The sequence below is a fragment of the Mycolicibacter nonchromogenicus genome, from assembly GCF_002101775.1.
Taxonomy (GTDB): Bacteria; Actinomycetota; Actinomycetes; order Mycobacteriales; family Mycobacteriaceae; genus Mycobacterium; species Mycobacterium nonchromogenicum.
This window is the reverse complement of the sequence record NZ_LQPI01000080.1, coordinates 1-22,352: the sequence shown is the minus strand read 5'-3', so window position 1 is coordinate 22,352 and position 22,352 is coordinate 1. Positions and strand designations below refer to the sequence as shown.

The following is a 22,352-nucleotide window of genomic DNA, read 5'->3' as shown; positions in this document are numbered from 1 at the left end:
GTCAGCTCCCCCCGTCCGGGCCGAGCGCCGGCGGGCCCGGGGGTGGCCCGCCCGGGGGCGGCGCCGGCAACGGCTCCCGGTAGGGATAGCGCGGGTCTCCGGGTTTGCCGGTGATGGCGTCCGGCAAAGTCAGGTTGGGCTCGCCGCCCTGCCCGGTGCGGGGGAACGGCATCGGCAGTGGTGGGGTGCCCGGTTGGCCGACGGGCGGATCGTTGAGCTGCGAGGGCAACAGCACGTTGGGGTCCAGGCCCAGGTCGGAGAAGGCGGCTTCGATGGCCGGCTGGGCCAACTGGCCCGGAATCAGGTTCACCACGGATGCTTTGAAGAACGGGCCCGAACCCAGCACCTCACCGAAGGACATGGCGTAGCGGCGAAACAGGTAGAGGGTGCGCTGCAGTTCGGCTCGGCGGTCGTCGAGGACCTCCAGGACGCCGTTGAGGTTGTCCACCGCGGGTTTGAGTTGCTGTCGGTTGTCGTCGACCACGGCCGACACCTGTCGCGATACCGCGGTCAGGTTGGTCATCAGGGCGTCGACGGAATTGCGTTGTGACAACAGCTCGCTCAGCAGGGCATTGCTGTTGGCCACCAGGCCGGCGATCTGCTCACTGCGTTGCGCCAGCACCCCGGTGACCTTGTTGGCGTCGGCCAGCAACTGACGCAGGGTGGCGTCGCGTTTGTCGAGGGTGTCCGAAAAGCGCGCCACGCCCTGCAGCGCCATCTTGAGGTCCGGCGGGGTGTCTTTGAAGGTCTCCGCCAACGTGGTCAGCGCCGAGGACAACTGGGTGGTGTCCAGGCCGCTGATGACCGCGGTCAGATCTCCCAGGGCGTCCGGCAGGTCGTAGGGGGAGGTCGTGCGTTCAACCGGTATCGGTCCGGTGAGGCGGCCTTCGCCGCGCGGTGTCAGTTCCAGGAATTTGTTGCCCAGCACCGTCTCGGTCTTGATGGCGGCTTCGGTCCGATCGCCCAGCTCGACTCCCCTGCGGACGGTGAACGTCACCCGGACTCGGTTGCCCTCCAGCCGTAGACCGACCACCCGGCCCACATCGAGTCCTGACACGCGTACGTCGCTGTTGGACTTGATGCCACCGGCCTCGGTGAAGTAGGCGGCGTAGTCGGACGTGCCCTTGATGAACGGCAGCCTGTCGTAGCTGAAGACCGCGACCACCAAGGCGACCACGAAGAGTATTCCGGCGACGCCGACCGCAGGCCGGTTACGTTCGGCCAGCGGCTTGATGGTGATCCGCGGCAGTTTCGGTCTGGTCATTTCGGCGCGCACCGTCCGGTCGTCTGGTTCATGATCTTGGAGTAGAGCGGTTGGCCGCCCTTGCCGTTCACCTTGATCACCAGGTCACACATGTAGAAGCCGAAGTAGTCACCGTAGAGCCCATTGCGCGCCAGAACCTGGTAGGCGTCGGGCAGCGTCTTGAGCAGATCGTCGACATACTCACCGTCGGCCAGCACCTGGCCGGCGGCACGATCGGTCTGCACCACCACATCTCGAATGGGTTCGCGGGCCACCGCCAGCAGGTCGGCGACGGAGCCGGCCGCGGCGTTGATGTAGGCCACCCCCTTGGTGATGTCGTCACGGCGATCCGCGAGTCCCTGAACCATCTGGGTCAGCGAATCCAGTCCATGACTGAACTCGCGATCATGCGAGCTGATGGTGCCCAGCACGGTGTTGAGGTTGGTGATCACCTGACCGATCAACTCGTCGCGGCCGGCCAGCGTCGTGGTCAATGCCGACGTCTGCGACAACACCGAGGCGATGGTGCCGCCCTGGCCTTGGAACACCTTGAGCAGTTCGCCGCTGAGCACATTCACCTGATCGGGGTCCAGCGCACGAAACAGCGGCCGGAAGCCTCCGATGAGGTCGTCCACGTCGAGGGCGGGTTCGGTCCGCGCCAGCGGAATGGTCTGACCCGGTTGCAGTTTGCGGACCGACCCCGCACCCTGCTCCAGGGACAGGTAACGGTCACCGATGAGATTTTCGTAGCGCACCGCCGCGCGGGTGCCCTCGGTGAGGGTCAGGCCGCGGTCGATGGAGAAGTCGACCGTGACGGTGCCGTCGGGGTGCAGCGCCATCTTGGTGACCTTGCCGATCTCGACGCCGGCGATACGAACGAAGTTGCCGCCCTTCAGACCCGACACGTTGGTGAATTCGGCCCGATAACCGACCCGGGAGTCGAACCGGAACTGGCCGAACACCGTGACCAGGATGAAGATGAACACCAGACAGGTCACCGTGAACAGCACGACCCAGGTGAGCGTCTTGCCGATGTTGCCTCTCATGGCCCCTCCGGTCCGGGCGCAGGCGGTCCGTAGTAGCGGATTCGCGGCGGTTCCGGCTCCGGCTTGGTGACCGGGAAGTAGTTGGCGAAGCCGGGGAAACCGATGCCCGGGTTGGGCCGGACGTCGAGTCCGGTACCGAATCCGGTGTCGGTCACCAAGTACTTCACCGGGAAGTTCTTGCTCACATCGGGCAGCGAGCCACAGCTGGGCCGGCCGCCCGGGCCGCCCCGTGCGTTGATCAGCGGCAGGTTGTCCGGGTAGCGATACGGGTCGTCGCCGGCGAGCATCGCGGCGTCCATGATCACCGATCTACCGTTGCCGCCCATGGCGTCTCGTCCGCCGTTCTCCAGGAACCATTGCGCCCCCTGGAACAGGCAGGTGTAGGTGGGCGAATACTCCTCGAGCAGATCGGTGGTCGGCGCCATCAGATTCAAGGCCTGGACCAGACCGGGCTGGTTCGGCCCGATGGTGTCCACCCCGGTCGCGGAGAAGCCGACCGCGGCGAGCAGCAGCGCATCGAGTTCGCCGGCATGTCCGGTCACGGTCGTGCTGGTGGTGGCGGCGGAGTCCAGGATGTTCAGAATGTTCTGCGCGGCACCGGAATACACCTGGGTGGTCTGGCCGAATAGTTGCCAGTCGCGCTGCACGGTCGGCATGCGCGGATTCACCGCTGTCAGCATGGTGTTGGCACCGGAGATCGCTTGACCCATGACGTCTCCGCGGCCCCGAACCGATTCGGCCACTGCCGAGAGCACCGAGTTGAGCTTGGCCGGATCGATGGCGTGCACCACCGCCTGCAGGTTCTCAAACATGGTGTTGACTTCGACCGTCACGTTGCGTGAGCGCAGCACCGCGCCCGGCTTGAGCCGCTGGCCGCTGGGGCCGTCGTCGGGAATGACCAGATCGACGTACTTGGCCCCGAACGCGGTACTGGACTTGATCTCGGCTTCGACGTTGCTCGGCAGGTATTGGAACGGCCGCGGGTACATCTTCAGACTCAGGGTGGACAGTCGGGTGCTATCCGATGCCGACTGGGTGCCAATGGATTTCACCTCGCCGATCTGGATACCGCGCAGTTTCACCTTCGCGCCGTCTTCCATGACCAAACCGGCTCGATCGGACACCAGCGTCAGCGGGACGTAACGCCGGAATGTTCCTGAGAACAGCACGGCGGTCATGGCGCACAGGGCCGCGATCACCAGCACCAGGACGGGCGACCACCAAATCGGGTCGATCCCGCCCGCGCGGGATCTGTTGGGAGTGCCTCCGCTCATCGACTCACCCCGACAGGTGGAAGTTGCCGGACTGCCCGTAGACGGACAGCGTGATGGTCAGCAGCACAAACACCGTCGCGGTGACCGAGGTTCGCACGGCGCGGCCGACGGCCTCGCCGACGCCCGCCGGGCCACCGCTGGCCGTGAACCCGTAGTAGGTATGCACCACCATGACCGCGGTGGCCATCGACAGCGCGGCCAGAAACGACCACAGCAGATCGGTGGGTTCTAAGAAGGTGGAGAAGTAATGGTCATAGACGCCTCGTGACTGCCCGTAGACCACGGTGGTGCCAAAACGCGTCGCCAGGAACGCCATCAGGACGGCGACGGTGTAGAGCGGGATCACCACCAGCACGCCGGCCACGATCCGGGTGGCGGCCAGATAGGTGATCGACCGAATTCCCATCGCCTCCAGGGCGTCGATCTCTTCGTTGATCCGCATCGAGCCGATCTGTGCGGTCGCACCGGCGCCGATGGTCGCCGCCAGCGCCACCCCGGCGGTGGCCGGGGCGATGAAGCGGACATTGAGGAAGGCGCCCAGGAAGCCGGTCAGTGCCTCGATGCCGACATTGGACAAGGTGTTGTAGCCCTGCACGGCGATCAGTGCCCCGGTGGACAGCGTGAGGAAGCCGACGATCACCACGGTGCCGCCGATGACGGCCAGTGCGCCGGAGCCCATTCCCATCACCGCGATCAACCGCAGCACTTCGCCGGGATAGCGACGGACCGCGTCCCCGACGGAGGCCAGTGCGGTGCCGTAGAAGGCGGTCTGTTCGCCCAGTCGCCGGGTGGCCTCGACCAACGACGAGCGCAACTCACCGACACGCAGCGCGGTCGTGTTTCCGACGGCGGTCACGGTGCGACCTTCACGCCGAAGGCCGTGGCCAGGATGTTGATCAGAAACAGCGCCATGAACGCGAACACCACGGTCTCGTTAACCGCATTGCCCACCGCGGTCGGGCCACCGCCCACCGACAGTCCCTTGTAGCAGGCGATCAGCCCGGCCGACAGGCCGAACAACAGCGCCTTGGCCAGCGACACCACCACCTGCGGCAGTCCGGTCAACAACGTCATCCCGGCGACGAAGGCGCCCGGCGTGACGTGCTGGACGAACACCACGAAGGCATAGCTTCCGGTCAGGCCCACCACCGCGACCACCGAATAGAGCATCACCGCAACGAATGTCGCCGCGATCACACGCGGAACGACGAGTGCCTCGACGGGATTGACGCCGATCACCTTCATCGCGTCGATCTCCTCGCGGATCGTGCGGGCCCCGAGATCGGCACACATGGCGGTGGCGCCCGCCCCCGACACCACGATGGCGGTGACCACCGGCCCGACCTGGGTGACCGCCGCCAGCGCCGCGCCGGCGCCGGACAGGTCAGCGGCGCCGATCTCCAGCAGCACGATGTTGAGCGTGAAGACGATGAGCACGGTGTAGGGAATCGACAGCATGATCGTCGGGACGATCGAAACCCGGGCCACAAACCAGATCTGGTTGATCAACTCGCGCCACGCCCATGGGGGTCGCGCCATCGCCGCGAACGTCTCGCCGGCAAGCACGACGAAATCGCCGACCGCAATCGCGGGCTTGGTCCAGGAGGGCCCGCTCACCGCTGCCTGCCTCTGGTGCGCACCAACGCGTCAGCCCGTTCGCGCGCGAACGAGCCGCTCGGTCGGCGACGGCTCCGTCGCTGCTCCGTCAGGTGCGCAAATCACTGCTGATCTCCCGCGCATGGCCAGTCCCCTCCTGTAGTGGGCCGAACAGTAGGAGGGCAGGAATTAGCTGTCAACGGCCCCAAATGGCCCACTACCGCGCTGTTCACGGAAGTTGCAGGTTGCCAAGTGCCGGTGGTTTGACGCACGGCGATTTAATCGAACCGACCTGAACGGGGGCACTGAGCGCGTCCCTGCGCGCGGCGTGTGAGCCGTGGAGCACACTCGTTAACACCTCGTCGGAAGGAACCGGAAGCCATGGCGACGGCGATGACGCGCTGGGAACGGCGGGTGAATGCCGGCGACTGGGATGCCGTCGCCGCCGAGCTCGACGAATCCGGTGGCGCCCTGCTGCCGCGGTTGCTGACCGCGGCCGAGGCCACGCGGCTGCGGCGGTGCTACGCCGACGACGAGCGCTTCCGCGCCACGGTCGACATGCAGCGCCATCGGTACGGGTCCGGGCAATACCGCTATTTCGCGGCACCGGCGCCCGAACCGGTCGACGCGCTCAAACGGGCGCTGTATCCGCGTCTGCTGCCGATCGCCCGGGACTGGGCGAGCCGGCTGGGCCGCGACGCGCCCTGGCCTGACGATTTCGACGACTGGCTGCGGCGTTGCCACCAGGCCGGTCAGACGAAGCCGACCGCCCTGATGTTGCGCTACGGCCCCGGCGATTGGAATGCGTTGCACCGGGACCTCTACGGCGAGCTGGTTTTTCCCCTGCAGGTGGTGATCAACCTCAGCGACCCGGCCGTCGACTACACCGGGGGTGAGTTTCTGCTCGTCGAGCAGCGCCCACGTGCGCAGTCGCGGGGCGTGGCCACGCAGTTGCCGCACGGGCACGGTTATGTGTTCACCACGCGGGATCGCCCGGTGCGCTCCACCCGCGGGTGGTCGACGGCGCCGGTGCGCCACGGAGTCTCACCGATTCGCTCGGGTGAGCGCTACACGCTGGGGCTGATCTTTCACGACGCCGCGTGAAGGCTGCTCGCGGTACGCCGCAACAGGATGACGTTGTCGGGCACCACCGCGGTCTGGCCGTCGGGTCGGATGGCTTGGCGGTCAGCGGTTCCGAGCCGCAACAGCTCCCACTGCGCGTCGTCGATGCCGAGTTCGGCCAGTACCTCCTCGGCCGTGGCGAAGTGATGCTCGCGGGCATGCTCGCCGGCCCACGGCGGCACGGCGGCGTGGTCGACGATCAGCAGTCGGCCGCCCACCGCCACGGCGTCGGCCGCTCGGCGCAGCACGGCCGCACGGTCCAGCGCCACCGGCGAGTGCAGGAACTGCGCCGACACCAGGTCGAATCGGCCGGCCGGGAAGCTGGCCGACAGATCGTGGCGTTCAAAGCGGATGCGCCCGGCCACCTGCCGCTGTTGAGCGGTCGCGCGGGCCCGCTCCAGCGCGTTGGCTGAGACATCGACCGCCACCACCTGCCAGCCGTGTTCTGCCAGCCAGATCGCGTCGGCGCCCTCACCGCAGCCCAGGTCCAGTGCCCGGCCGGCAGCCAGATCCCCGGCGATCGCGGCGAGCTGCACGTTGACTCGTCCGCTCCACACCGGATCACCGCCACCGTAGAACTCGTCCCAGAATTCGCGCGGGTCGCGCACTGCGTCGCTCATCGGTTGTTCGCCCATGCCTCGAGCATGCAGGCCGCAGCTCATAACAGCACGGTCATTTGCCATCCAGGCAAATACTCCCCCGCCCGGTTCAGGAGGCGGCCACGCCCCAGCCCAGCCACCGCGAGGTCACCAGCACCAGCCCCAGCGACACCGTGGCAACCACCACCAAGCCGATGACAGCCACCAGCAGGGGCCGCCACCCCGCGCGGGCGATCTGCCGAAAGTCTGTGGACAAACCGACGCCGGCGAACGTCAGCAGGAACGCCCACCTCGACACGTTGCCCAGGCTGGTCAGTTGAGCCTTGTCCAGCCATCCCAGCGTGGCCACCGTCGACACCACCAGGAATCCCAGAACGAATTTGGGGAACTGGCGCCAGAGGAACACCGCCTTGGCCCGGTAGCCGGATGCCACCTGGTCGGCCTGCCCGCGCGCCGCCCAGTACAGCGCAAAACCCAGGACCACAAACCCGATCAGGGCATTGCGTACGGATTTCACCAGCACCGCGATCTTGCCGGCCTCCTCAGAGAACAGGTAACCGGTGGCGGTCGTCTCCGCGGTGTTGTCCACCGACAGGCCTGCCCACAGCCCGCACTCGTGGTCGCTCAACCCGATCAGATGGCCCAGCGGCGGCAACACGAACAGGGCCACTGCGCCCAGCGCCAGGATGGCGGCAATCGCATAGCTGACGTCGGAGTTCTTGGCCCGGATGGCGCCCTTCGACGCGATGATCGCCGACACCCCGCAGATCGAGGTGCCGATGGCCAGCAGCGAACCGAGCTTGCCCGACAAGCCGAAAAGATGAGCCGCACCAAGGATTATCGCGCCGGCGATCGTCATGTCGAGCAGGATCTGAATCAAGCTGATACCACCCAGTTTGGCGATGTCGCCCAGCACGAATCGCGAGCCCAGCGCCACGATGCCGACCTTGAGCCAGAATTCGTAGGTCAGCACGCCGGGCAGAAAGATCCGGTGCAGCCCGACGGTGTTTCGGATCACGAGTCCGATGACGATGGCCCACAACACGTATTCGATGTCGGGCACCGTCACGTGCAGGTGATGGCCCAGCTCCAGCCACCACCGCTGGGCGTACTTGCCGAGCAGCCCGACGGTCAGCAGCAGGGCGAACCCGGGCAGATAGTCCAGCGGACGCCGGCTGGTGAAGATCGCGTCGGAGTCGGCCTGGTCGGAATCCAGATGTGCGGTGGTCATGTCCCTCACCACGGAATCTTCGGGAGCAGATCTGCCAACGCCAGCACAATGAGCACACCCACCAGCAGGTTCGCCCATCCGTCCACGCCCAACCACTTCATCTGCGGCCTCTCTTCAACGGTTCGCGCGCGTAACGCTATGACACCGCCGGGGCGGGACGACAGAGTTCGAATCACCGTCTCTGAAATGGGATGCGCATGCTTGCCGTCCGCCTGGAGTGCTGGCAACCTGAGTTGCTATGCAGGCAAGCACCGACGACGGTGGCGTCGATCTGCGGGTGCGGCGACGGCTGCGTGAGTTGCGCACCCGGCAGGGGCTGACCCTGGAGGACGTGGCGACGCGCGCGCGTATCGACGTCTCGACGTTGAGCAGGCTGGAGTCAGGCAAGCGGCGCCTGGCGCTGGATCATCTGCCCCGGCTGGCCGAGGCGCTCTCGGTCAGCACCGATGAGTTGCTGCGCGCCCCGCAGCAGCAGGACCCGCGGGTGCGCGGCAGCTCGCACAGCCACAACGGCATCACCTATTGGCCGCTGACCCGGCACGGTCCGGCCGGCGGTCTGCATGCCTTCAAAATCCGGGTGGGGGTGCGCCGTCGTCGTCCCGCCGAGTTGCCGGTGCACGAGGGCCACGAATGGATGTACGTGTTGTCCGGCCGGCTCCGGCTGGTGCTGGGCGACGACGATTTCTTGATCGGCCCCGGTGAGGCCGTCGAGTTCTCCACCTGGACACCGCATTGGTTCGGCGCCGCGGACGGACCCGCCGAGGCGATCGTGATCTTCGGAACCCACGGCGAGCGCGTACACCTACACGAGTAACGCGCAGGCCGGCCGGCTACAGGTAGGCCGTCTGATTCACCAGGCGCACCGAGGAGGGCCCGTCGCCGTAAAACTCGGCGATGCTCAGCGAGGCGAGGTCCAGGTGCAGCCGGTACAAGATGGCGGGGCCGGCGTCCAGCGCCAGGCGCAGCACGGTCTTGATCGGTGTCACGTGCGACACCACCAGGACGGTGCTGCCGGCGTGGTCGGCGACGATTCGGTCGCGCGCGGCTGCCACCCGCTGCTGCACGGCATCGAAGCTTTCGCCGCCGGGAGGCTGGGTGGAGGTGTCCTTCAACCAGCGGCGGTGCAGGTCGGGATCGCGCTCGGCGGCCTCGGCGAAAGTCAGGCCCTCCCAGGCACCGAAGTCGGTCTCGGTCAGGTCTTCATCGACTGTCACTTCCAACCGGAGCTGCCGGGCGGCCGCCTCGGCGGTGTCGCGGCAACGCTGCAGCGGCGAACTGATGACTGCTGCGATGCCGCCGCGCTCGGCGAGGTAGCGCGCCGCCGCATTGGCCTGTCGCCGGCCGATGTCGGTCAGCGGCGGGTTGCCGCGTCCGGAGTAGCGCCGGTTCACCGACAACTCAGTCTGGCCGTGCCGCAGCAGCAGCAGCCGGGTCGGCGTTCCGGTGGCGCCGGTCCAACCGGGAGCCGCCGGCGCGGGCGCCTTCCGGGCCGGCTTCGGGTCGGGGTCGGGGTCAGCGCTGTCTGTCACCTCACCCTTTTGGGCGGCGTCCATCGCCTGGTTGGCGAGGCGGTCGGCATGGGAATTCTTCTCCCGCGGAATCCAGGAGTAGCGGACGTGGTCGAATCTCGACGCCAGCTCGCGGGCCTGCCGGTGCAGCGGGATCAGGTCGGGGTGCTTGACCTTCCACCGACCGGCCATCTGCTCGACCACCAGCTTGGAGTCCATGAAGACCGCGACCTCAGCGGCGCCCAACCGGGCCGCCTCGGTCAGTCCCGCGACCAGGCCCCGGTATTCGGCAACATTGTTGGTGGCGACACCGATGGCCTCCTTGGCCTCGGCGAGCACCGTCGAGTGATCGGCGGACCACACCACCGCCCCGTAGCCGGCCGGGCCCGGGTTGCCCCGCGACCCTCCGTCGGCTTCGACAACTACTTTCATCCCACTACCTTCGCCGGCCAGCGCGCTAGCCGAAGTCCTTGACCCGCAGCAGGATTGCGTTGCACTCCGGGCAGCGCAGCACCTCCTCGGGAGCCGCCGCCGAGATACGGGCCAGCTCACCGCGGTCGATCTCGATGCGGCAGGCGCCGCACTGTCCCCCGCGCAGCGGGCCCGCGCCGACCCCGCTGGAAGCCCGCTGCCGTTCGTAAAGTGCCAGCAGCTCGGCGTCGATCGTGGCGGCCAGCTCGTCGCGGCTGGCCGCGCGCTGCGCCCGGGTGGTCTCGATCTCGGTCAGGGCGGTGTCGACCGCCTCCTGGACCCGAGCCAAATCGGCGTCCAGGCCTTCGATCACGGTTGCTTCCGCGTCCGCCTGGGTCTGCAGCTGCTCGCGCTGCTCCATCAACTCCAGCAGCGAGTCCTCCAGGCTGGACTGGCGCTTCTGCAGCGTCTCCAGCTCATGCTGCAGATCGACGACCTGCTTGGCGCTGGCCTGCCCGGAATCCAGCAGGGCGCGGTCACGGCTTTCGCGTTGGCGCACCGCGTCGATCTCCGATTCGAGACGACCGGCTTGAGCGTCCAAGTCCTCCAAGGCCAACTCCAGCGCGGCCAGCCGGTCGGCGGCCGCGGTGTGCTCGGCCTGGATGCGCTCACGGTCCTGCTGCTCGGGCAGATGGCCGGCGCGGTGCGCCATCCGCGCCAACTCGGCATCCAGCTCCAGCAATTCCAACAGCGAACGTTGTTGCTCTACAGCAGCCTTCATGACCGATCTCCTTCATGCGCGAGATTCCAGGGGTCGGTGCGCAGCGTGCTGACACGCACCGGCAATGTCGCACCGAAATGCGATTCGAGTATGTCGGCGGCTTGCGCGCACCACGGGTATTCACTGGCCCAATGGGCCACGTCCACCAGTGCCATCGCAGACCGGCGCGAATGCTCGTCAGCCGGATGGTGCCGCAGGTCCGCGGTGACGTAGACCTGGGCGCCGGCGGCAGCCGCAGCATCCAGCAGGGAATCCCCCGCGCCGCCGCAGACCGCCACCCGCGAGACCGCCGCGTCGGGGTCACCCGAGGCGCGCACACCCCACGAGGTGGCCGGCAGCCCCGCGGCAACACGGCCGACGAACGCGCTCAACGGCTCCGGGGTCGCCAGACTGCCGACCCGGCCGATTCCCACCCCGGCGGGCAGCGGCTGCAACGCGAAGATGTCGAACGCCGGCTCTTCGTAGGGGTGGGCGGCCCGCAGCGCCGCGTGAATCGCCGCGCGCGCCCGCGCCGGCGCCACCACTTCGACGCGGTCCTCGGGAACGCGCTCAACGTCGCCCACTCGTCCGATCGCCGGCGTCGCACCGGCGCCGGGCAGGAATTGGCCGGTGCCCGGCACACTCCAACTGCACTGCGCGTAGTCACCGATGTGGCCGGCGCCGGCGGCGAACACCGCGGCCCGCACCGCCTCGGCGTGCTCTGCCGGGGTGTAGATCACCCACTTGTCGGTGTCAGCGCGCGACTCGGCCGGCTCGAGTACCGACTCGACGGTCAACCCGAGCGCTGCCGCCAGCGCGTCGGAGACGCCGGGCGAGGCCGCGTCGGCGTTGGTGTGGGCGGTGAACAGCGCCCGACCGGTCCGGATCAGCCGGTGCACCAGCGAACCCTTGGGGGTGCTGGCCGCCACGGTGTCCACCCCGCGCAGCAGTAATGGATGGTGGGCCAGCAGCAGGCCGCCGTCGGGCACTTCGTCGACCACCGCCGCGGTGGCGTCGACCGCGATGGTCACCGAGCTCACCAGGTCGTCCGGGTCGCCGCAGACCAGCCCGACCGAGTCCCAGGAGTGGGCCAGCCCGGGCGGGTAGGCCGCATCCAGTACGTCGATGACGTCAGCAAGCCGCGCGGTCACACTGCAAGACAGTAGTGCGCCACCCGACGAGCTCTCCGCGCACGTCGGGGACAATGGGACCGTGACGCGCACCAGCACCGCCGCCGCCGAATTGGTGATCTTCGACCTCGACGGCACCTTGACCGACTCCGCGGCCGGGATCGTCGCCAGCTTCCGCCACGCGCTGAACCACATCGGCGCACCGATTCCCGAGGGTGATCTGGCTGCGCGGCTCGTCGGCCCGCCCATGCACCACACGCTGGCCGCGATGGGACTCGGCGAGCAGACCGAGGCCGCGGTCGCCGCCTACCGCGCCGACTACACCAGCCGCGGCTGGCAGATGAACACCATGTTCGACGGCGTCGCCGCGCTGCTGAGTGACCTGCGGGACGCTGGGGTCCGGTTGGCCGTGGCCACCTCCAAGGTGGAGCCGACAGCGCGCAGGATCCTCGCCCATTTCGGGCTCGACGGGTATTTCGAGGTGGTGGCCGGCGCCAGTGTCGACGGCGTCCGATCCGCGAAGTCCGATGTGGTGGCCCATGCTCTGGATCAGCTGGAACCACTGCCCGAGCGGGTGCTGATGGTGGGCGACCGACGCCACGACGTGGACGGTGCGGCCGCGCACGGTATCGACACGGTGCTGGTCGGCTGGGGCTACGGCTACGGCGACTATGCGGACACCGCCGATGCCGGTCCGGATTCCCCCGGCGGTCCGCTTGCCCGCGTGCAGACCGTCGCCGAACTACGAGAGGTGCTCGGTGTCTGAGCCGCTGCTGCATGTCACGTTCGTCTGCACCGGAAACATCTGCCGCTCGCCGATGGCCGAGAAGATGTTCGCCCACCAGCTCGCACAGCGCGGGCTGGCAGGCACCGTGCGGGTGACCAGCGCCGGCACCGCCGGTTGGCACGTGGGCAAGGGCGCCGACGAGCGCGCCAACCGGGTGCTGCGCGACAACGGCTACCCGGTGGAGCATTGCGCCGCCCAGGTCGGCCCCGACCACGAGGCCGCGGACCTGGTGGTGGCGCTGGGACGCAACCATGTCGGGCTGCTGCGGGGATTGGGCATTCCGGCCGAACGGATCCGGATGCTGCGGTCCTTCGACCCGCGTTCGGGTGCGGCCGTGCCCGACGTCGATGACCCCTACTACGGCGACCACGACGACTTCGTGCGGGCGTTCAACGTCATCGCCGCCGCGCTGCCCGGCCTACACGACTGGGTCGACGGTCAGCTGGCGCTGGGCGAGAGCGGCTGATGCGACGCCTGGCGTTCCTGCTGCGCCCGAGCTGGCTGGCTCTGGCGGCGGTGGTGCTGGGCTTCGCCTACCTGTGCCTCACCGTGCTGGCGCCGTGGCAACTGGGCAAGAACACCGAGACCTCACGGGTGAACAGCCAACTCGAAGCCGCGCTGACCGCCGAACCGGTGCCGGTGACCACGGTGTTGCCGCAGCAGGATTCGTCCGCACCGGAGCAGCAGTGGCGGCCGGTGACCGCCACCGGGCGCTACCTGGCCGATGCGCAGGTGCTGGTGCGGCTGCGAAGTGTCGACGGGGTGCCGGCGGTGGAGGTGCTGACCCCGTTCGCGGTCAAAGGCGGGCCGACCGTGCTGGTCAACCGTGGCTATGTGCATACCGACGACGGTGGCTCGCGGCTGCCGGAGATTCCGGCACCCCCGGACGGCGAGGTCACCATCACCGCTCGGCTGCGTGATTCCCAGGGTGCCATCGAAGGCAAGAAGCCGTTCACCGAGAACGGTTTTCGCCAGGTGTACTCGATCAACACCGAACAGGTCGCGGAGGTGACCGGTGTTGCGTTGACCGGTTCTTACCTGCAGCTGGTCGCAGATCAGCCCGGCGGATTGGGCGTCATCGCGCTGCCGCGCCGGGATGCCGGGCCGTTTCTGTCCTACGGCATTCAGTGGATCGCGTTCGGGATCCTGGCGCCGATAGGTCTGGGGTACTTCGCGTTCGCCGAGCTGCGGGCCCGCCGCGAGGAGCGCTCCGCGGTGCAGGCGCAGGCCGGCTCGGCGGAGCCCGCACCACCGATGACCGTCGAGCAGAAGCTCGCCGACCGATACGGCCGGCGCCGCTGAAGACCCGACACCTCTGTGCCATCCTGGGGCGATGGTGAACCTATCGGGTGTCGGGATCTGGAGTGCGCCGCTGCGCTACGGCGATCAGGGTGAGGCCGCCGAAGCGGCCGCCGAATTGGAAGAACTGGGCTTCGGCGTGCTGTGGATTCCCGACGTCGGCGGCCCGGTGTTCGACTCCGTGGGCAACCTGCTGTCAGCCACCCGCAACGCGATCATCGCCACCGGGATCCTCAACCTCTGGATGCACACCCCGGCCGACGTCGCGGCGTCCTACGCATCGCTGACCGCCGCACACGGTGATCGGTTCCTGCTCGGCATCGGGGTCAGCCATGCTCCGCTGATCGACTCCAAGGACCCCGGGCGATACCGCCGCCCGCTGCGCGCCATGAGCGAGTTTCTCGACGGGCTCGACGCCGCCGAGGCGCCCGTGCCGGTCGAGTCGCGGGTGCTGGCGGCACTGGGCCCGAAGATGCTCGACCTGGCCGCCACCCGCAGCCGCGGCGCCCACCCCTACCTGACCACCCCGGAGCACACCCGGTTCGCCCGCGAGCAGCTCGGCGAGGGACCGTTGCTGCTGCCTGAGCAGACCGCGATCTTCTGCGCCGGCCGCGACGAAGCCCGCGCGATCGGCACCAAGTGGCTCAGCTCCTACCTGGCGCTGCCCAATTACGCCAACAACCTGCTGCGGTCAGGCTTCTCCGCCGACGACATCGCCTCGGTCAGCGATCGGCTGTTCGACGCGATCATCGCCTGGGGAACCCCGGAGACCGCGCTCAGCCGGGTCGCCGAGCACCAGGCCGCCGGGGCCGACCACGTCTGCGTGCAACTGCTCGATGCCGACCCGCGCGCGTTCCCGCGCGAGCAGTGGCGGCAGCTGGCCGCGGCCCTGAGCTGAGCTCAGCCGACCGAACGCTCTGCGCCGGACCAGAACTGGGCGCGCACCGCCTTCTTGTCGGGCTTGCCCAGCGCGGTCACCGGCACGGAATCGACGACGATCACCTGCTTGGGTGACTGGACCGAACCCTTGCGCTCCTTGACCGCGGCCTGAATCTCGGCGGTCATGGTGGCGACTGCCTCGGCACCGTTGTCCACGCCCGGTCGCAGCACCACGACAGCGGTGACGGCCTCGCCCCACTTCTCGTCGGGGGTCCCGATCACGCACACCTGGGCCACCGACGGGTGCTCGGCGATCACGTCCTCGACCTCGCGGGGGAACACGTTGAATCCGCCGGTGACGATCATGTCCTTGGTGCGATCGACGATGTAGTAGAAACCGTCTTCGTCCTCGCGGGCCAGGTCACCGGTGTGCATCCAGCCGTCCCTGAAGGTTTCGGCGGTGGCCTCCGGAAGCTTCCAGTAGCCGCCGGACAGCAGCGGCCCGGACACGCAGATCTCGCCGACCTCGCCCTGGGGCACCGGGTTGCCGTCGTCGCCCAGCAGCGCCACCCGGGCGAACAGCGTGGGCCGGCCGCAGGAGGTGAGTCGCTTCTGGTCGTGGTCGCGCTTGGCCAGGTAGGTGATCACCATCGGCGCCTCGGACTGGCCGTAGTACTGGGCGAAGATCGGGCCGAACCGGTCGATGGCCTCCTGGAGCCGGACCGGGTTCATCGCCGAGGCGCCGTAGTACACCGTCTCCAGCGACGACAGGTCGCGAGTGTGCGAGTCCGGGTGATCCATCAGCGCGTAGATCATCGACGGCACCAGCATGGTGGCGGTGATCTTCTGCTCCTCGATCACCCGCAGAACCTCGGCCGGGTCGAACTTGGTCAGCACCACCAGCTGGCCGCCCTTGATGATCGTCGGCACGAAGAACGCCGCGCCGGCGTGCGACAGCGGGGTGCACATCAAGAACTTGGGGTTCTCCGGCCATTCCCACTCGGCGAGCTGGGTGGTGGTCATCGCGGTGATGGAAGCAACGGTGCCGATCACGCCCTTGGGCTTGCCGGTGGTGCCGCCGGTGTAGGTCAGACCGCCGATGTGGTCTGCCGGCAGGTCTGCGACCACCAGCGGTTGCGGGTCGTATGCGGCGGCCTTGGCGGCCAAGTCGATGGCCTTGCCCTCGAGCTCTGGCGGCACCGGCCCGATGGTCAGCACCTGCCGCAGGCTCGGCACCTTCTCCAGCAGGCCCAGGGCGCGCTCCACGAAGGCCGGCGTGGGGTCGATGATCAGCGTGCTGACCTCGGCGTCGGACAACACATACGCGTGGTCGTCCAGCGATCCCAGCGGGTGCAGGGCGGTGCGCCGGTATCCCCGGACCTGTCCGGCGCCGATGATCATCAGCACCTCGGGCCGGTTCAGCGACAACAGACCGGTCGCGTCGGCTCCCAGTTCCTCGAACGCCTGGATGTACTGGCTGATGCGCTCGGCGAGCTGACCACCGGTCAAGGTGGTGTCGCCGAGGAACAGCACCGGCTTGTCCTTGTTGCGCTTGAGGGCCCCCACGGTGAGGTGCCCGGAGTGAATGGGTTGGCGCAGTGACTGCGTCGACATCGAGTTACCTCCGCTAGGGCGCTGACAGCTTGCCCGCTGGACACTACCGACCCGCTCTTGGGCCCCTGGGACGAGCCGAGGGTTGGCGTTCCACGACCCGCGAGGCTTATTATTTGCGTATGCATGCAGATAATGGTCCAACGGAACGGTTGCCCGAGGATCAGGTCGGCCTGATCGTCGAGGTGTTCCGAATGTTGGCCGACGCCACCCGGGTACAGGTGCTGTGGGCGCTGACCAGTCGGGAGATGTCGGTCAACGAACTCGCCGAGCATGTCGGCAAGCCTGCCCCCTCGGTGTCACAACACCTCGCGAAACTACGGATGGCGCGACTGGTGCGCACCCGCCGCGAGGGCACCACGATCTTCTACAGCATGGAGAACGAGCACATCTGCCAGTTGGTCACCGACGCCGTCTTCAATGCGGAACATGCCGGCCCCGGAGTGCCGCCGCACCACCGCGCCGCCAAGATCCTCCCGGCTGCCGCCGGCGAGTCGTTGCCGAGGCAGCGAGCAATCGAACAAGGGAGATGAACAGTCATGTCGCACCACAACCACGGCCAGGACCACGTCCACGAAGCGCCGCACGCCCATGAGCACACTCATGGCGATCTGACGCACTCCCACGTGCACGACGCTCACGAGCACGACCACGTTGAGCACGAGCATGAGCACACTCACGAGGACGGGACCGTGCACAGCCATCCGCACACGCACCAGGTCGGTCTGGAACATGCCGGCCACGCCCATTCCCACTGATTAGGCCGGGTGGCCGTCGCCGCTCAGACCGCGAACACGATCACCAGGGCGATGACCCCGATGAGCACTAGCAGAGCGGCCCACAGCACCGTGCGCACGCCCGGCGGTTTCGCGGTGCGGCCCGATGGTGTCAGCTGCGGGCTGGTCGACGGCGGTACTCCCCATTTACCGGTCGGCGCGCGGTCGGGTGGAACGGGCGGCGACGGTGGGGTGGGCTCGTTCGGTGTCGGAAAGGTTGCCATGCATACCGCATTGACGGTCTACGCCGGTGTCAAACAACTGGTGGGCGCGGACGGTATCGAACCGCCGACCGCTGGTGTGTAAAACCAGAGCTCTACCACTGAGCTACGCGCCCCTGCCTCGGGCAGGTTACCTGGCGGGTGCCGGGCTCCCAAAACCGCGAGATCGGCCCCACGCAGCGAAAGTTCGAGTAGATGCCTGCGTGAGCCCGATTTCGCGGGCTTGGGTCGCGGCTAACGGGTCAGGATTTGAGGGCGTCGAGGGCGTCGAGCCAGAGCTGCTGGTCGCGCGCCTCGCCGGGCTGCTTCATCTCGGCGAACCGGATGATGCCGGACTTGTCGATGACGAACGTGCCGCGGTTGGGAAAGCCGGTGTCGGAGTTGAACACCCCGTAGGCCTCGCTGACGGCGCCGTGCGGCCAGAAATCCGAGAGCACCGGAAACAGGAACCCGCTCTGCGTCGCCCAGATCTTGTGGGTGGGCGGCGGGCCGACCGAGATCGCCAGCGCCACACTGTCGTCGTTGACATAGCTGGGCAGATGATCACGCAGCTGATCCAGCTCGCCCTGGCAGATGCCGGTGAAGGCCAGCGGGAAAAACACCAGCAGCACGTTCTTGTCGCCCCGGAAGCTGCTCAGGGTCACCTGCTGCTGGTTCTGGTCCTTGAGGGTGAAGTCAGGGGCCTGCGCGCCGACTTCCAGCATCAACGCTTCCCCGCGCGAGATTTGGGCTGCACCAGACGACTGGCACTCCAGTCCCCCAGGTTGACCGACGACGTGGGCATCAGGCCGGCGGTCGGCGCCGCTTCGGCGATCTCCGCGGGCTGCACGTGGCCGGATCGGCCGGTCTTGGGTGTCAACACCCAGATCACCCCGTCGTCGGCCAAGGCGGTGATCGCATCCATCAGGGTGTCCACCAAGTCACCATCGCCATCGCGCCACCAGAGCAGAACGACGTCGACCACCTCATCGGTGTCCTCGTCGAGCAGTTCGCTGCCGGCAGCTTCCTCGACGTCGGCACGGATGTCGTCGTCAGCGTCCTCGTCCCAGCCGAACTCCTGGACCAACTGCTTGCTCTGGATGCCCAGTTTGCGGGCGAAGCTCGGGGCGTTATCCGCCGCGACCACCGTGTGACCTCCTTCGATCGTCAGCGCTGCCTGCGATGCGAATCATCGTTGCACAGCTCACCGCACCGCGCCGGGTCAGCGGACTCAGAACGCCTTGCACAGCTGCATTCCCTTGTCCCGGGCCCGGTTGAGCTCATCCTTGCGGGCGTTGTAGACCGACACCGGCGCCTTGGATGAAATCGCGGTCGCCACACCACGTGCGGCCTGCGCATACGCGTTGAACGCGTCAGTCAGGTCCTGCGACAACTTCTCATTGATCGCCGCGACGACCTCGTCGGCACTCTGGTTGAGCGCCTCCACCGCCGGCCCGGCAGTGCCGGAAATGTCGCCGCCGTTGTTGAATGCTTCGACGTACTTGTTCACCACTTCGACGGCGTCGTTGCTGCTGGAGGCGAACCGGCCGCATGCGCCGCGGACCGCCTGGGTGGTCATCGACTGCTGACGCTGGGTCTCGCGAAGGCTTGAGGTGGCTTCCGAGGCCGACACCGACGCGGACACCGAGGAGCGGTAGGCCGGAGCTTCGGAGGTGTCCGCCTCCGGAGTGCCGTCGACGATGCTGGTGCAACCGACCACACCCATCGCCAACGCGGCTGCCACACCGACCACCGACGCGGCTACCCGAGCGTGTCGCCGCGTCTGGGCGCGCGAGGCGGTCAGCCGTCGGGTCAGCACAAGTTGAAACGTTACCGCGTACCTGCCGTCAGGCCGAGGTCAGCCCACCCCATACGTCACTCGCCCACCGCCGGTCAGGTGTCCGGTCGGGCAGGATAGAAAAGACGAGACCGACGAATCGATCGGTCCGGTGCCGTCCTGGCCACAAGCCGGGAGGCACGGCTTGACCTCCGAACCAAGGAGCAACGCGTTGACCACTGAGGCCGTAAACCAAGACCTGGCCAAGAATCCAAGCCGCACAGGGGAATCCGATCGCGTTCGGGTGATCCGCGAGGGTGTGGCGTCCTACCTTCCCGACATCGACTCCGATGAGACCAACGAATGGCTGGAGTCCTTCGACGAACTGCTGGCCCGCTCCGGCCCGGCCCGCGCCCGCTATCTGATGCTGCGGCTGCTCGAACGCGCCGGAGAACAACGCGTCGCGATTCCAGCGCTGACGTCCACCGACTACGTCAACACCATCCCGACCGAACTGGAGCCGTGGTTCCCCGGCGACGAGGAAACCGAACGCCGCTACCGCAGCTGGATCCGCTGGAACGCCGCGGTGATGGTGCACCGCGCGCAGCGGCCCGGAGTGAGCGTCGGCGGCCACATCTCGACCTACGCGTCGTCGTCGACGTTGTATGAGGTCGGCTTCAATCACTTCTTCCGCGGCAAGGACCACCCCGGCGGCGGCGACCAGGTCTTCATCCAGGGCCACGCCTCCCCCGGCATCTACGCCCGGGCCTTCCTCGAAGGCCGGCTGAGCACCCGGGATCTCGACGGTTTCCGTCAGGAGCACAGTCACCGGGGCGGCGGGCTGCCGTCCTACCCGCACCCGCGGCTGATGCCCGACTTCTGGGAGTTCCCCACGGTGTCCATGGGGTTGGGCCCGATGAACGCCATCTATCAAGCCCGGTTCAACCACTACCTGCACGACCGGGGCATCAAAGACACCTCAGATCAGCACGTCTGGTGCTTCTTGGGGGACGGCGAGATGGACGAGCCGGAGAGCCGCGGCCTGCTGCACGTCGGCGCACTCGAGGGCCTGGACAACCTGACGTTCGTGGTCAACTGCAACCTGCAGCGCCTGGACGGCCCGGTGCGCGGCAACGGCAAGATCATCCAGGAGCTGGAATCGTTCTTCCGCGGTGCGGGCTGGAACGTGATCAAGGTGGTGTGGGGCCGCGAGTGGGACGCTCTGCTGCACGCCGACCGCGACGGCGCCCTGGTCAACCTGATGAACGTCACTCCTGACGGCGACTACCAGACCTACAAGGCCAACGACGGCGGCTACGTGCGGGAGCACTTCTTCGGCCGCGACCCGCGCACCAAGGCGCTCGTGGAGAACCTGTCCGATCAGGACATCTGGCACCTCAAGCGCGGCGGGCACGACTATCGCAAGGTCCACGCCGCCTACCGCGCGGCCGTCGAGCACAAGGGCCAGCCGACGGTCATCCTGGCCAAGACCATCAAGGGCTACAGCCTGGGCAGCTACTTCGCCGGCCGTAACGCCACCCACCAGATGAAGAAGTTCCGGTTGCAGGACCTCAAGGACTTCCGTGACGAGATGCGGATTCCGATCACGGATGCCGAACTCGAGGAAAACCCGTACCTGCCGCCGTACTACCACCCCGGCGAAGACGCACCCGAGATCCGTTACCTGCTGGACCGGCGACGCGCCCTGGGCGGCTTCGTTCCGCAGCGCCGCACCCAGGCCAAAGCGTTGGAGCTGCCGGGCTCCGAGGCCTATGCGGCGGTCAAGAAGGGCTCGGGCACCCAGGAGGTCGCCACCACCATGGCAACCGTGCGGGTGTTCAAGGAGTTGTTGCGGGACAAGAAGTTAGGCCCGCGCCTGGTGCCGATCATCCCCGATGAGGCGCGCACGTTCGGGATGGACTCGTGGTTCCCGTCGCTGAAGATCTACAACCGCAACGGGCAGCTCTACACCTCGGTGGATGCCGACCTGATGCTGGCCTACAAGGAAAGCGAAGCGGGCCAGATCCTGCACGAGGGCATCAACGAGGCCGGTTCGACGGCCTCGTTCACCGCGGTCGGGACATCCTACGCCACGCACGACGAGCCGATGGTCCCGATCTACATCTTCTATTCGATGTTCGGCTTCCAGCGCACCGGCGACAGCCTGTGGGCAGCTGCCGATCAGATGGCGCGAGGTTTCGTGCTGGGGGCCACCGCGGGGCGCACCACGCTGACCGGCGAGGGGCTGCAGCACGCCGACGGACATTCGCTGTTGTTGGCCAGCACCAACCCGGCGGTGGTGTCCTACGATCCCGCGTTCGCCTACGAGGTCGCCCACATCATCGAAAGCGGCCTGCAACGTATGTACGGCCCCGACCCGGAGAACGTGTACTTCTACGTCACGCTCTACAACGAGCCCTACGTGCAGCCGGCCGAGCCAGAGGGCTTCGACCCCGAAGGTCTGCTGCGCGGCATCTACCGCTTCCGCCAAGCGGCCGAGCCCCGGTCGCACACCGCGCAGATCCTGGCTTCGGGGGTGGCGGTGCCCGAGGCGCTGCGGGCCGCCGACATGTTGGCCGCCGACTGGGATGTGGCCGCCGACGTCTGGTCGGTGACCAGCTGGGGTGAGCTCAACCGCGACGGGTTGGCCATCGAGCGCGAGCGGCTGCGTCACCCCGATCGCCCGGTCGCGGTGCCCTATGTGACGCAGGCTCTGGCGGACGTCACCGGTCCCGTGGTGGCGGTGTCGGACTGGATGCGTGCGGTACCAGAGCAGATCCGGCCGTGGGTGCCGGGCAACTACGTCACCCTGGGCACCGACGGGTTCGGGTTCTCCGACACCCGCCCGGCCGCGCGGCGCTACTTCAACACCGACGCAGAGTCGGTGGTGGTGGCGGTGCTGGCAGCCCTGGGCCGCGACGGCGTCATCGATTCCTCCGTCGCGGTGACCGCGGCGACGCAGTACCGGATCGACGACGTATTGGCCGCGCCGGAGCAGACGTCGGATTCCGGGGTGGCTTAGGAGCCTCGCTGATATAGATCGGGTTAGTCCTTCTCAAATGCCTCCGGAGGTGTCAGGAAGGGATCTGTAACTGATTCCGTG

24 protein-coding genes and 1 tRNA gene are annotated in these 22,352 nt (G+C 67.6%); 9 read left to right on the top strand and 16 right to left on the bottom strand.

Annotated features, from left to right (window positions below; all coding sequences use genetic code 11):
* Position 1: 1 nt before the first annotated feature.
* From AWC18_RS19445 to AWC18_RS19425, 5 genes are read right to left on the bottom strand one after another with little or no spacing between them, the layout of a single operon-like run.
* The gene (locus AWC18_RS19445; protein ID WP_085139810.1) at positions 2-1,264 is read right to left on the bottom strand and encodes an MCE family protein; all 1,263 of its coding nucleotides are present in this window, start codon (positions 1,262-1,264) and stop codon (positions 2-4) included.
* Entirely contained in the window at positions 1,261-2,289 is a 1,029-nt protein-coding gene (locus tag AWC18_RS19440) for an MCE family protein (RefSeq protein WP_085139798.1), read from the bottom strand. Before AWC18_RS19440 ends, AWC18_RS19445 begins: the two co-directional genes overlap by 4 nt.
* Positions 2,286-3,563, bottom strand: coding sequence for an MCE family protein (locus tag AWC18_RS19435; RefSeq protein ID WP_085139797.1), 1,278 nt, complete (start codon positions 3,561-3,563; stop codon positions 2,286-2,288). The genes AWC18_RS19440 and AWC18_RS19435 overlap by 4 nt, the downstream gene beginning before the upstream one ends.
* Before the next feature lie 4 nt (positions 3,564-3,567).
* Positions 3,568-4,392 carry an ABC transporter permease gene (locus AWC18_RS19430; RefSeq protein WP_064997552.1) on the bottom strand — a complete coding sequence of 275 codons (825 nt, stop codon included), beginning with the start codon at positions 4,390-4,392 and terminating at the stop codon, positions 3,568-3,570.
* A 23-nt stretch (positions 4,393-4,415) separates the two neighbouring features.
* Positions 4,416-5,102 (bottom strand): ABC transporter permease, encoded by a 687-nt coding sequence (locus AWC18_RS19425; RefSeq protein ID WP_109470332.1) that lies wholly within the window; start codon positions 5,100-5,102, stop codon positions 4,416-4,418.
* A gap of 450 nt (positions 5,103-5,552) precedes the next feature.
* Between AWC18_RS19425 and AWC18_RS19420 the strand changes: the two genes are divergently transcribed.
* Positions 5,553-6,263: a 2OG-Fe(II) oxygenase gene (locus AWC18_RS19420; RefSeq protein WP_085139809.1), complete on the top strand. Its 711-nt coding sequence runs from the start codon at positions 5,553-5,555 to the stop codon at positions 6,261-6,263.
* On the opposite strand, the gene AWC18_RS19415 is transcribed toward AWC18_RS19420, so the two are convergent.
* Positions 6,248-6,916: an SAM-dependent methyltransferase gene (locus AWC18_RS19415; RefSeq protein ID WP_420093368.1), complete on the bottom strand. Its 669-nt coding sequence runs from the start codon at positions 6,914-6,916 to the stop codon at positions 6,248-6,250. The genes AWC18_RS19420 and AWC18_RS19415 overlap by 16 nt on opposite strands.
* A 73-nt stretch (positions 6,917-6,989) precedes the next feature.
* Positions 6,990-8,111 carry a YeiH family protein gene (locus AWC18_RS19410; protein ID WP_085139796.1) on the bottom strand — a complete coding sequence of 374 codons (1,122 nt, stop codon included), beginning with the start codon at positions 8,109-8,111 and terminating at the stop codon, positions 6,990-6,992.
* A 238-nt stretch (positions 8,112-8,349) separates the two neighbouring features.
* Here AWC18_RS19410 and relB point away from each other — a divergent pair, with 238 nt between their 5' ends.
* The gene (gene relB / locus AWC18_RS19405) at positions 8,350-8,925 is read left to right on the top strand and encodes a type II toxin-antitoxin system RelB family anti-toxin (RefSeq protein WP_085139795.1); all 576 of its coding nucleotides are present in this window, start codon (positions 8,350-8,352) and stop codon (positions 8,923-8,925) included.
* Positions 8,926-8,941: 16 nt separating this feature from the next.
* Here relB and AWC18_RS19400 read toward each other — a convergent pair whose 3' ends face one another.
* The 3 genes from AWC18_RS19400 to AWC18_RS19390 are packed head-to-tail and all read right to left on the bottom strand — an operon-like array spanning position 8,942 to position 11,941.
* The gene (locus AWC18_RS19400; protein WP_064997532.1) at positions 8,942-10,051 is read right to left on the bottom strand and encodes a bifunctional RNase H/acid phosphatase; all 1,110 of its coding nucleotides are present in this window, start codon (positions 10,049-10,051) and stop codon (positions 8,942-8,944) included.
* A gap of 25 nt (positions 10,052-10,076) precedes the next feature.
* Positions 10,077-10,811 carry a zinc ribbon domain-containing protein gene (locus AWC18_RS19395; RefSeq protein ID WP_085139794.1) on the bottom strand — a complete coding sequence of 245 codons (735 nt, stop codon included), beginning with the start codon at positions 10,809-10,811 and terminating at the stop codon, positions 10,077-10,079.
* A complete protein-coding gene (locus AWC18_RS19390; RefSeq protein WP_085139793.1) occupies positions 10,808-11,941 on the bottom strand; it encodes a Nif3-like dinuclear metal center hexameric protein in 1,134 nt (377 codons plus the stop codon). The genes AWC18_RS19395 and AWC18_RS19390 overlap by 4 nt, the downstream gene beginning before the upstream one ends.
* Before the next feature lie 61 nt (positions 11,942-12,002).
* Here AWC18_RS19390 and AWC18_RS19385 point away from each other — a divergent pair, with 61 nt between their 5' ends.
* From AWC18_RS19385 to AWC18_RS19370, 4 genes are read left to right on the top strand one after another with little or no spacing between them, the layout of a single operon-like run.
* A complete protein-coding gene (locus AWC18_RS19385; RefSeq protein WP_234806599.1) occupies positions 12,003-12,686 on the top strand; it encodes an HAD-IA family hydrolase in 684 nt (227 codons plus the stop codon).
* Positions 12,679-13,173: a low molecular weight protein-tyrosine-phosphatase gene (locus AWC18_RS19380; protein ID WP_085139792.1), complete on the top strand. Its 495-nt coding sequence runs from the start codon at positions 12,679-12,681 to the stop codon at positions 13,171-13,173. The genes AWC18_RS19385 and AWC18_RS19380 overlap by 8 nt, the downstream gene beginning before the upstream one ends.
* Positions 13,173-14,009: an SURF1 family cytochrome oxidase biogenesis protein gene (locus AWC18_RS19375; RefSeq protein ID WP_085139791.1), complete on the top strand. Its 837-nt coding sequence runs from the start codon at positions 13,173-13,175 to the stop codon at positions 14,007-14,009. The genes AWC18_RS19380 and AWC18_RS19375 overlap by 1 nt, the downstream gene beginning before the upstream one ends.
* Positions 14,010-14,043: 34 nt before the next feature.
* Entirely contained in the window at positions 14,044-14,904 is an 861-nt protein-coding gene (locus AWC18_RS19370) for an LLM class F420-dependent oxidoreductase (RefSeq protein WP_085139806.1), read from the top strand.
* A gap of 2 nt (positions 14,905-14,906) precedes the next feature.
* Here the strand turns inward: AWC18_RS19370 and fadD8 are convergent, their stop codons facing one another.
* The gene (fadD8, locus tag AWC18_RS19365; protein WP_085139790.1) at positions 14,907-16,499 is read right to left on the bottom strand and encodes a fatty-acid--CoA ligase FadD8; all 1,593 of its coding nucleotides are present in this window, start codon (positions 16,497-16,499) and stop codon (positions 14,907-14,909) included.
* A 119-nt stretch (positions 16,500-16,618) separates the two neighbouring features.
* Between fadD8 and AWC18_RS19360 the strand changes: the two genes are divergently transcribed.
* Together AWC18_RS19360 and AWC18_RS19355 are read left to right on the top strand one after the other, a co-directional pair.
* Positions 16,619-17,029 carry an ArsR/SmtB family transcription factor gene (locus AWC18_RS19360; protein ID WP_076049685.1) on the top strand — a complete coding sequence of 137 codons (411 nt, stop codon included), beginning with the start codon at positions 16,619-16,621 and terminating at the stop codon, positions 17,027-17,029.
* Between the two features lie 6 nt (positions 17,030-17,035).
* The gene (locus AWC18_RS19355) at positions 17,036-17,254 is read left to right on the top strand and encodes a zinc transporter Slc39a7 (protein ID WP_085139789.1); all 219 of its coding nucleotides are present in this window, start codon (positions 17,036-17,038) and stop codon (positions 17,252-17,254) included.
* Positions 17,255-17,277: 23 nt separating this feature from the next.
* On the opposite strand, the gene AWC18_RS19350 is transcribed toward AWC18_RS19355, so the two are convergent.
* The 5 genes from AWC18_RS19350 to AWC18_RS19330 form a co-directional block, all read right to left on the bottom strand.
* Positions 17,278-17,496, bottom strand: a complete 219-nt coding sequence (locus AWC18_RS19350) for a hypothetical protein (RefSeq protein WP_064997525.1) — start codon at positions 17,494-17,496, stop codon at positions 17,278-17,280.
* A 38-nt stretch (positions 17,497-17,534) separates the two neighbouring features.
* Positions 17,535-17,609, bottom strand: a tRNA-Val gene (locus tag AWC18_RS19345).
* Positions 17,610-17,735: 126 nt separating this feature from the next.
* Positions 17,736-18,197, bottom strand: coding sequence for a peroxiredoxin (locus tag AWC18_RS19340; RefSeq protein ID WP_085139788.1), 462 nt, complete (start codon positions 18,195-18,197; stop codon positions 17,736-17,738).
* Entirely contained in the window at positions 18,197-18,619 is a 423-nt protein-coding gene (locus AWC18_RS19335; protein ID WP_064997523.1) for a DUF3052 domain-containing protein, read from the bottom strand. The genes AWC18_RS19340 and AWC18_RS19335 overlap by 1 nt, the downstream gene beginning before the upstream one ends.
* Positions 18,620-18,703: 84 nt before the next feature.
* On the bottom strand, positions 18,704-19,288 hold the full coding sequence (locus tag AWC18_RS19330; RefSeq protein WP_076049713.1) for an Rv2240c family protein: 585 nt from the start codon (positions 19,286-19,288) through the stop codon (positions 18,704-18,706).
* Positions 19,289-19,481: 193 nt separating this feature from the next.
* Here AWC18_RS19330 and aceE point away from each other — a divergent pair, with 193 nt between their 5' ends.
* On the top strand, positions 19,482-22,271 hold the full coding sequence (gene aceE, locus AWC18_RS19325; protein WP_085139787.1) for a pyruvate dehydrogenase (acetyl-transferring), homodimeric type: 2,790 nt from the start codon (positions 19,482-19,484) through the stop codon (positions 22,269-22,271).
* The last annotated feature ends 81 nt before the right edge of the window (positions 22,272-22,352 follow it).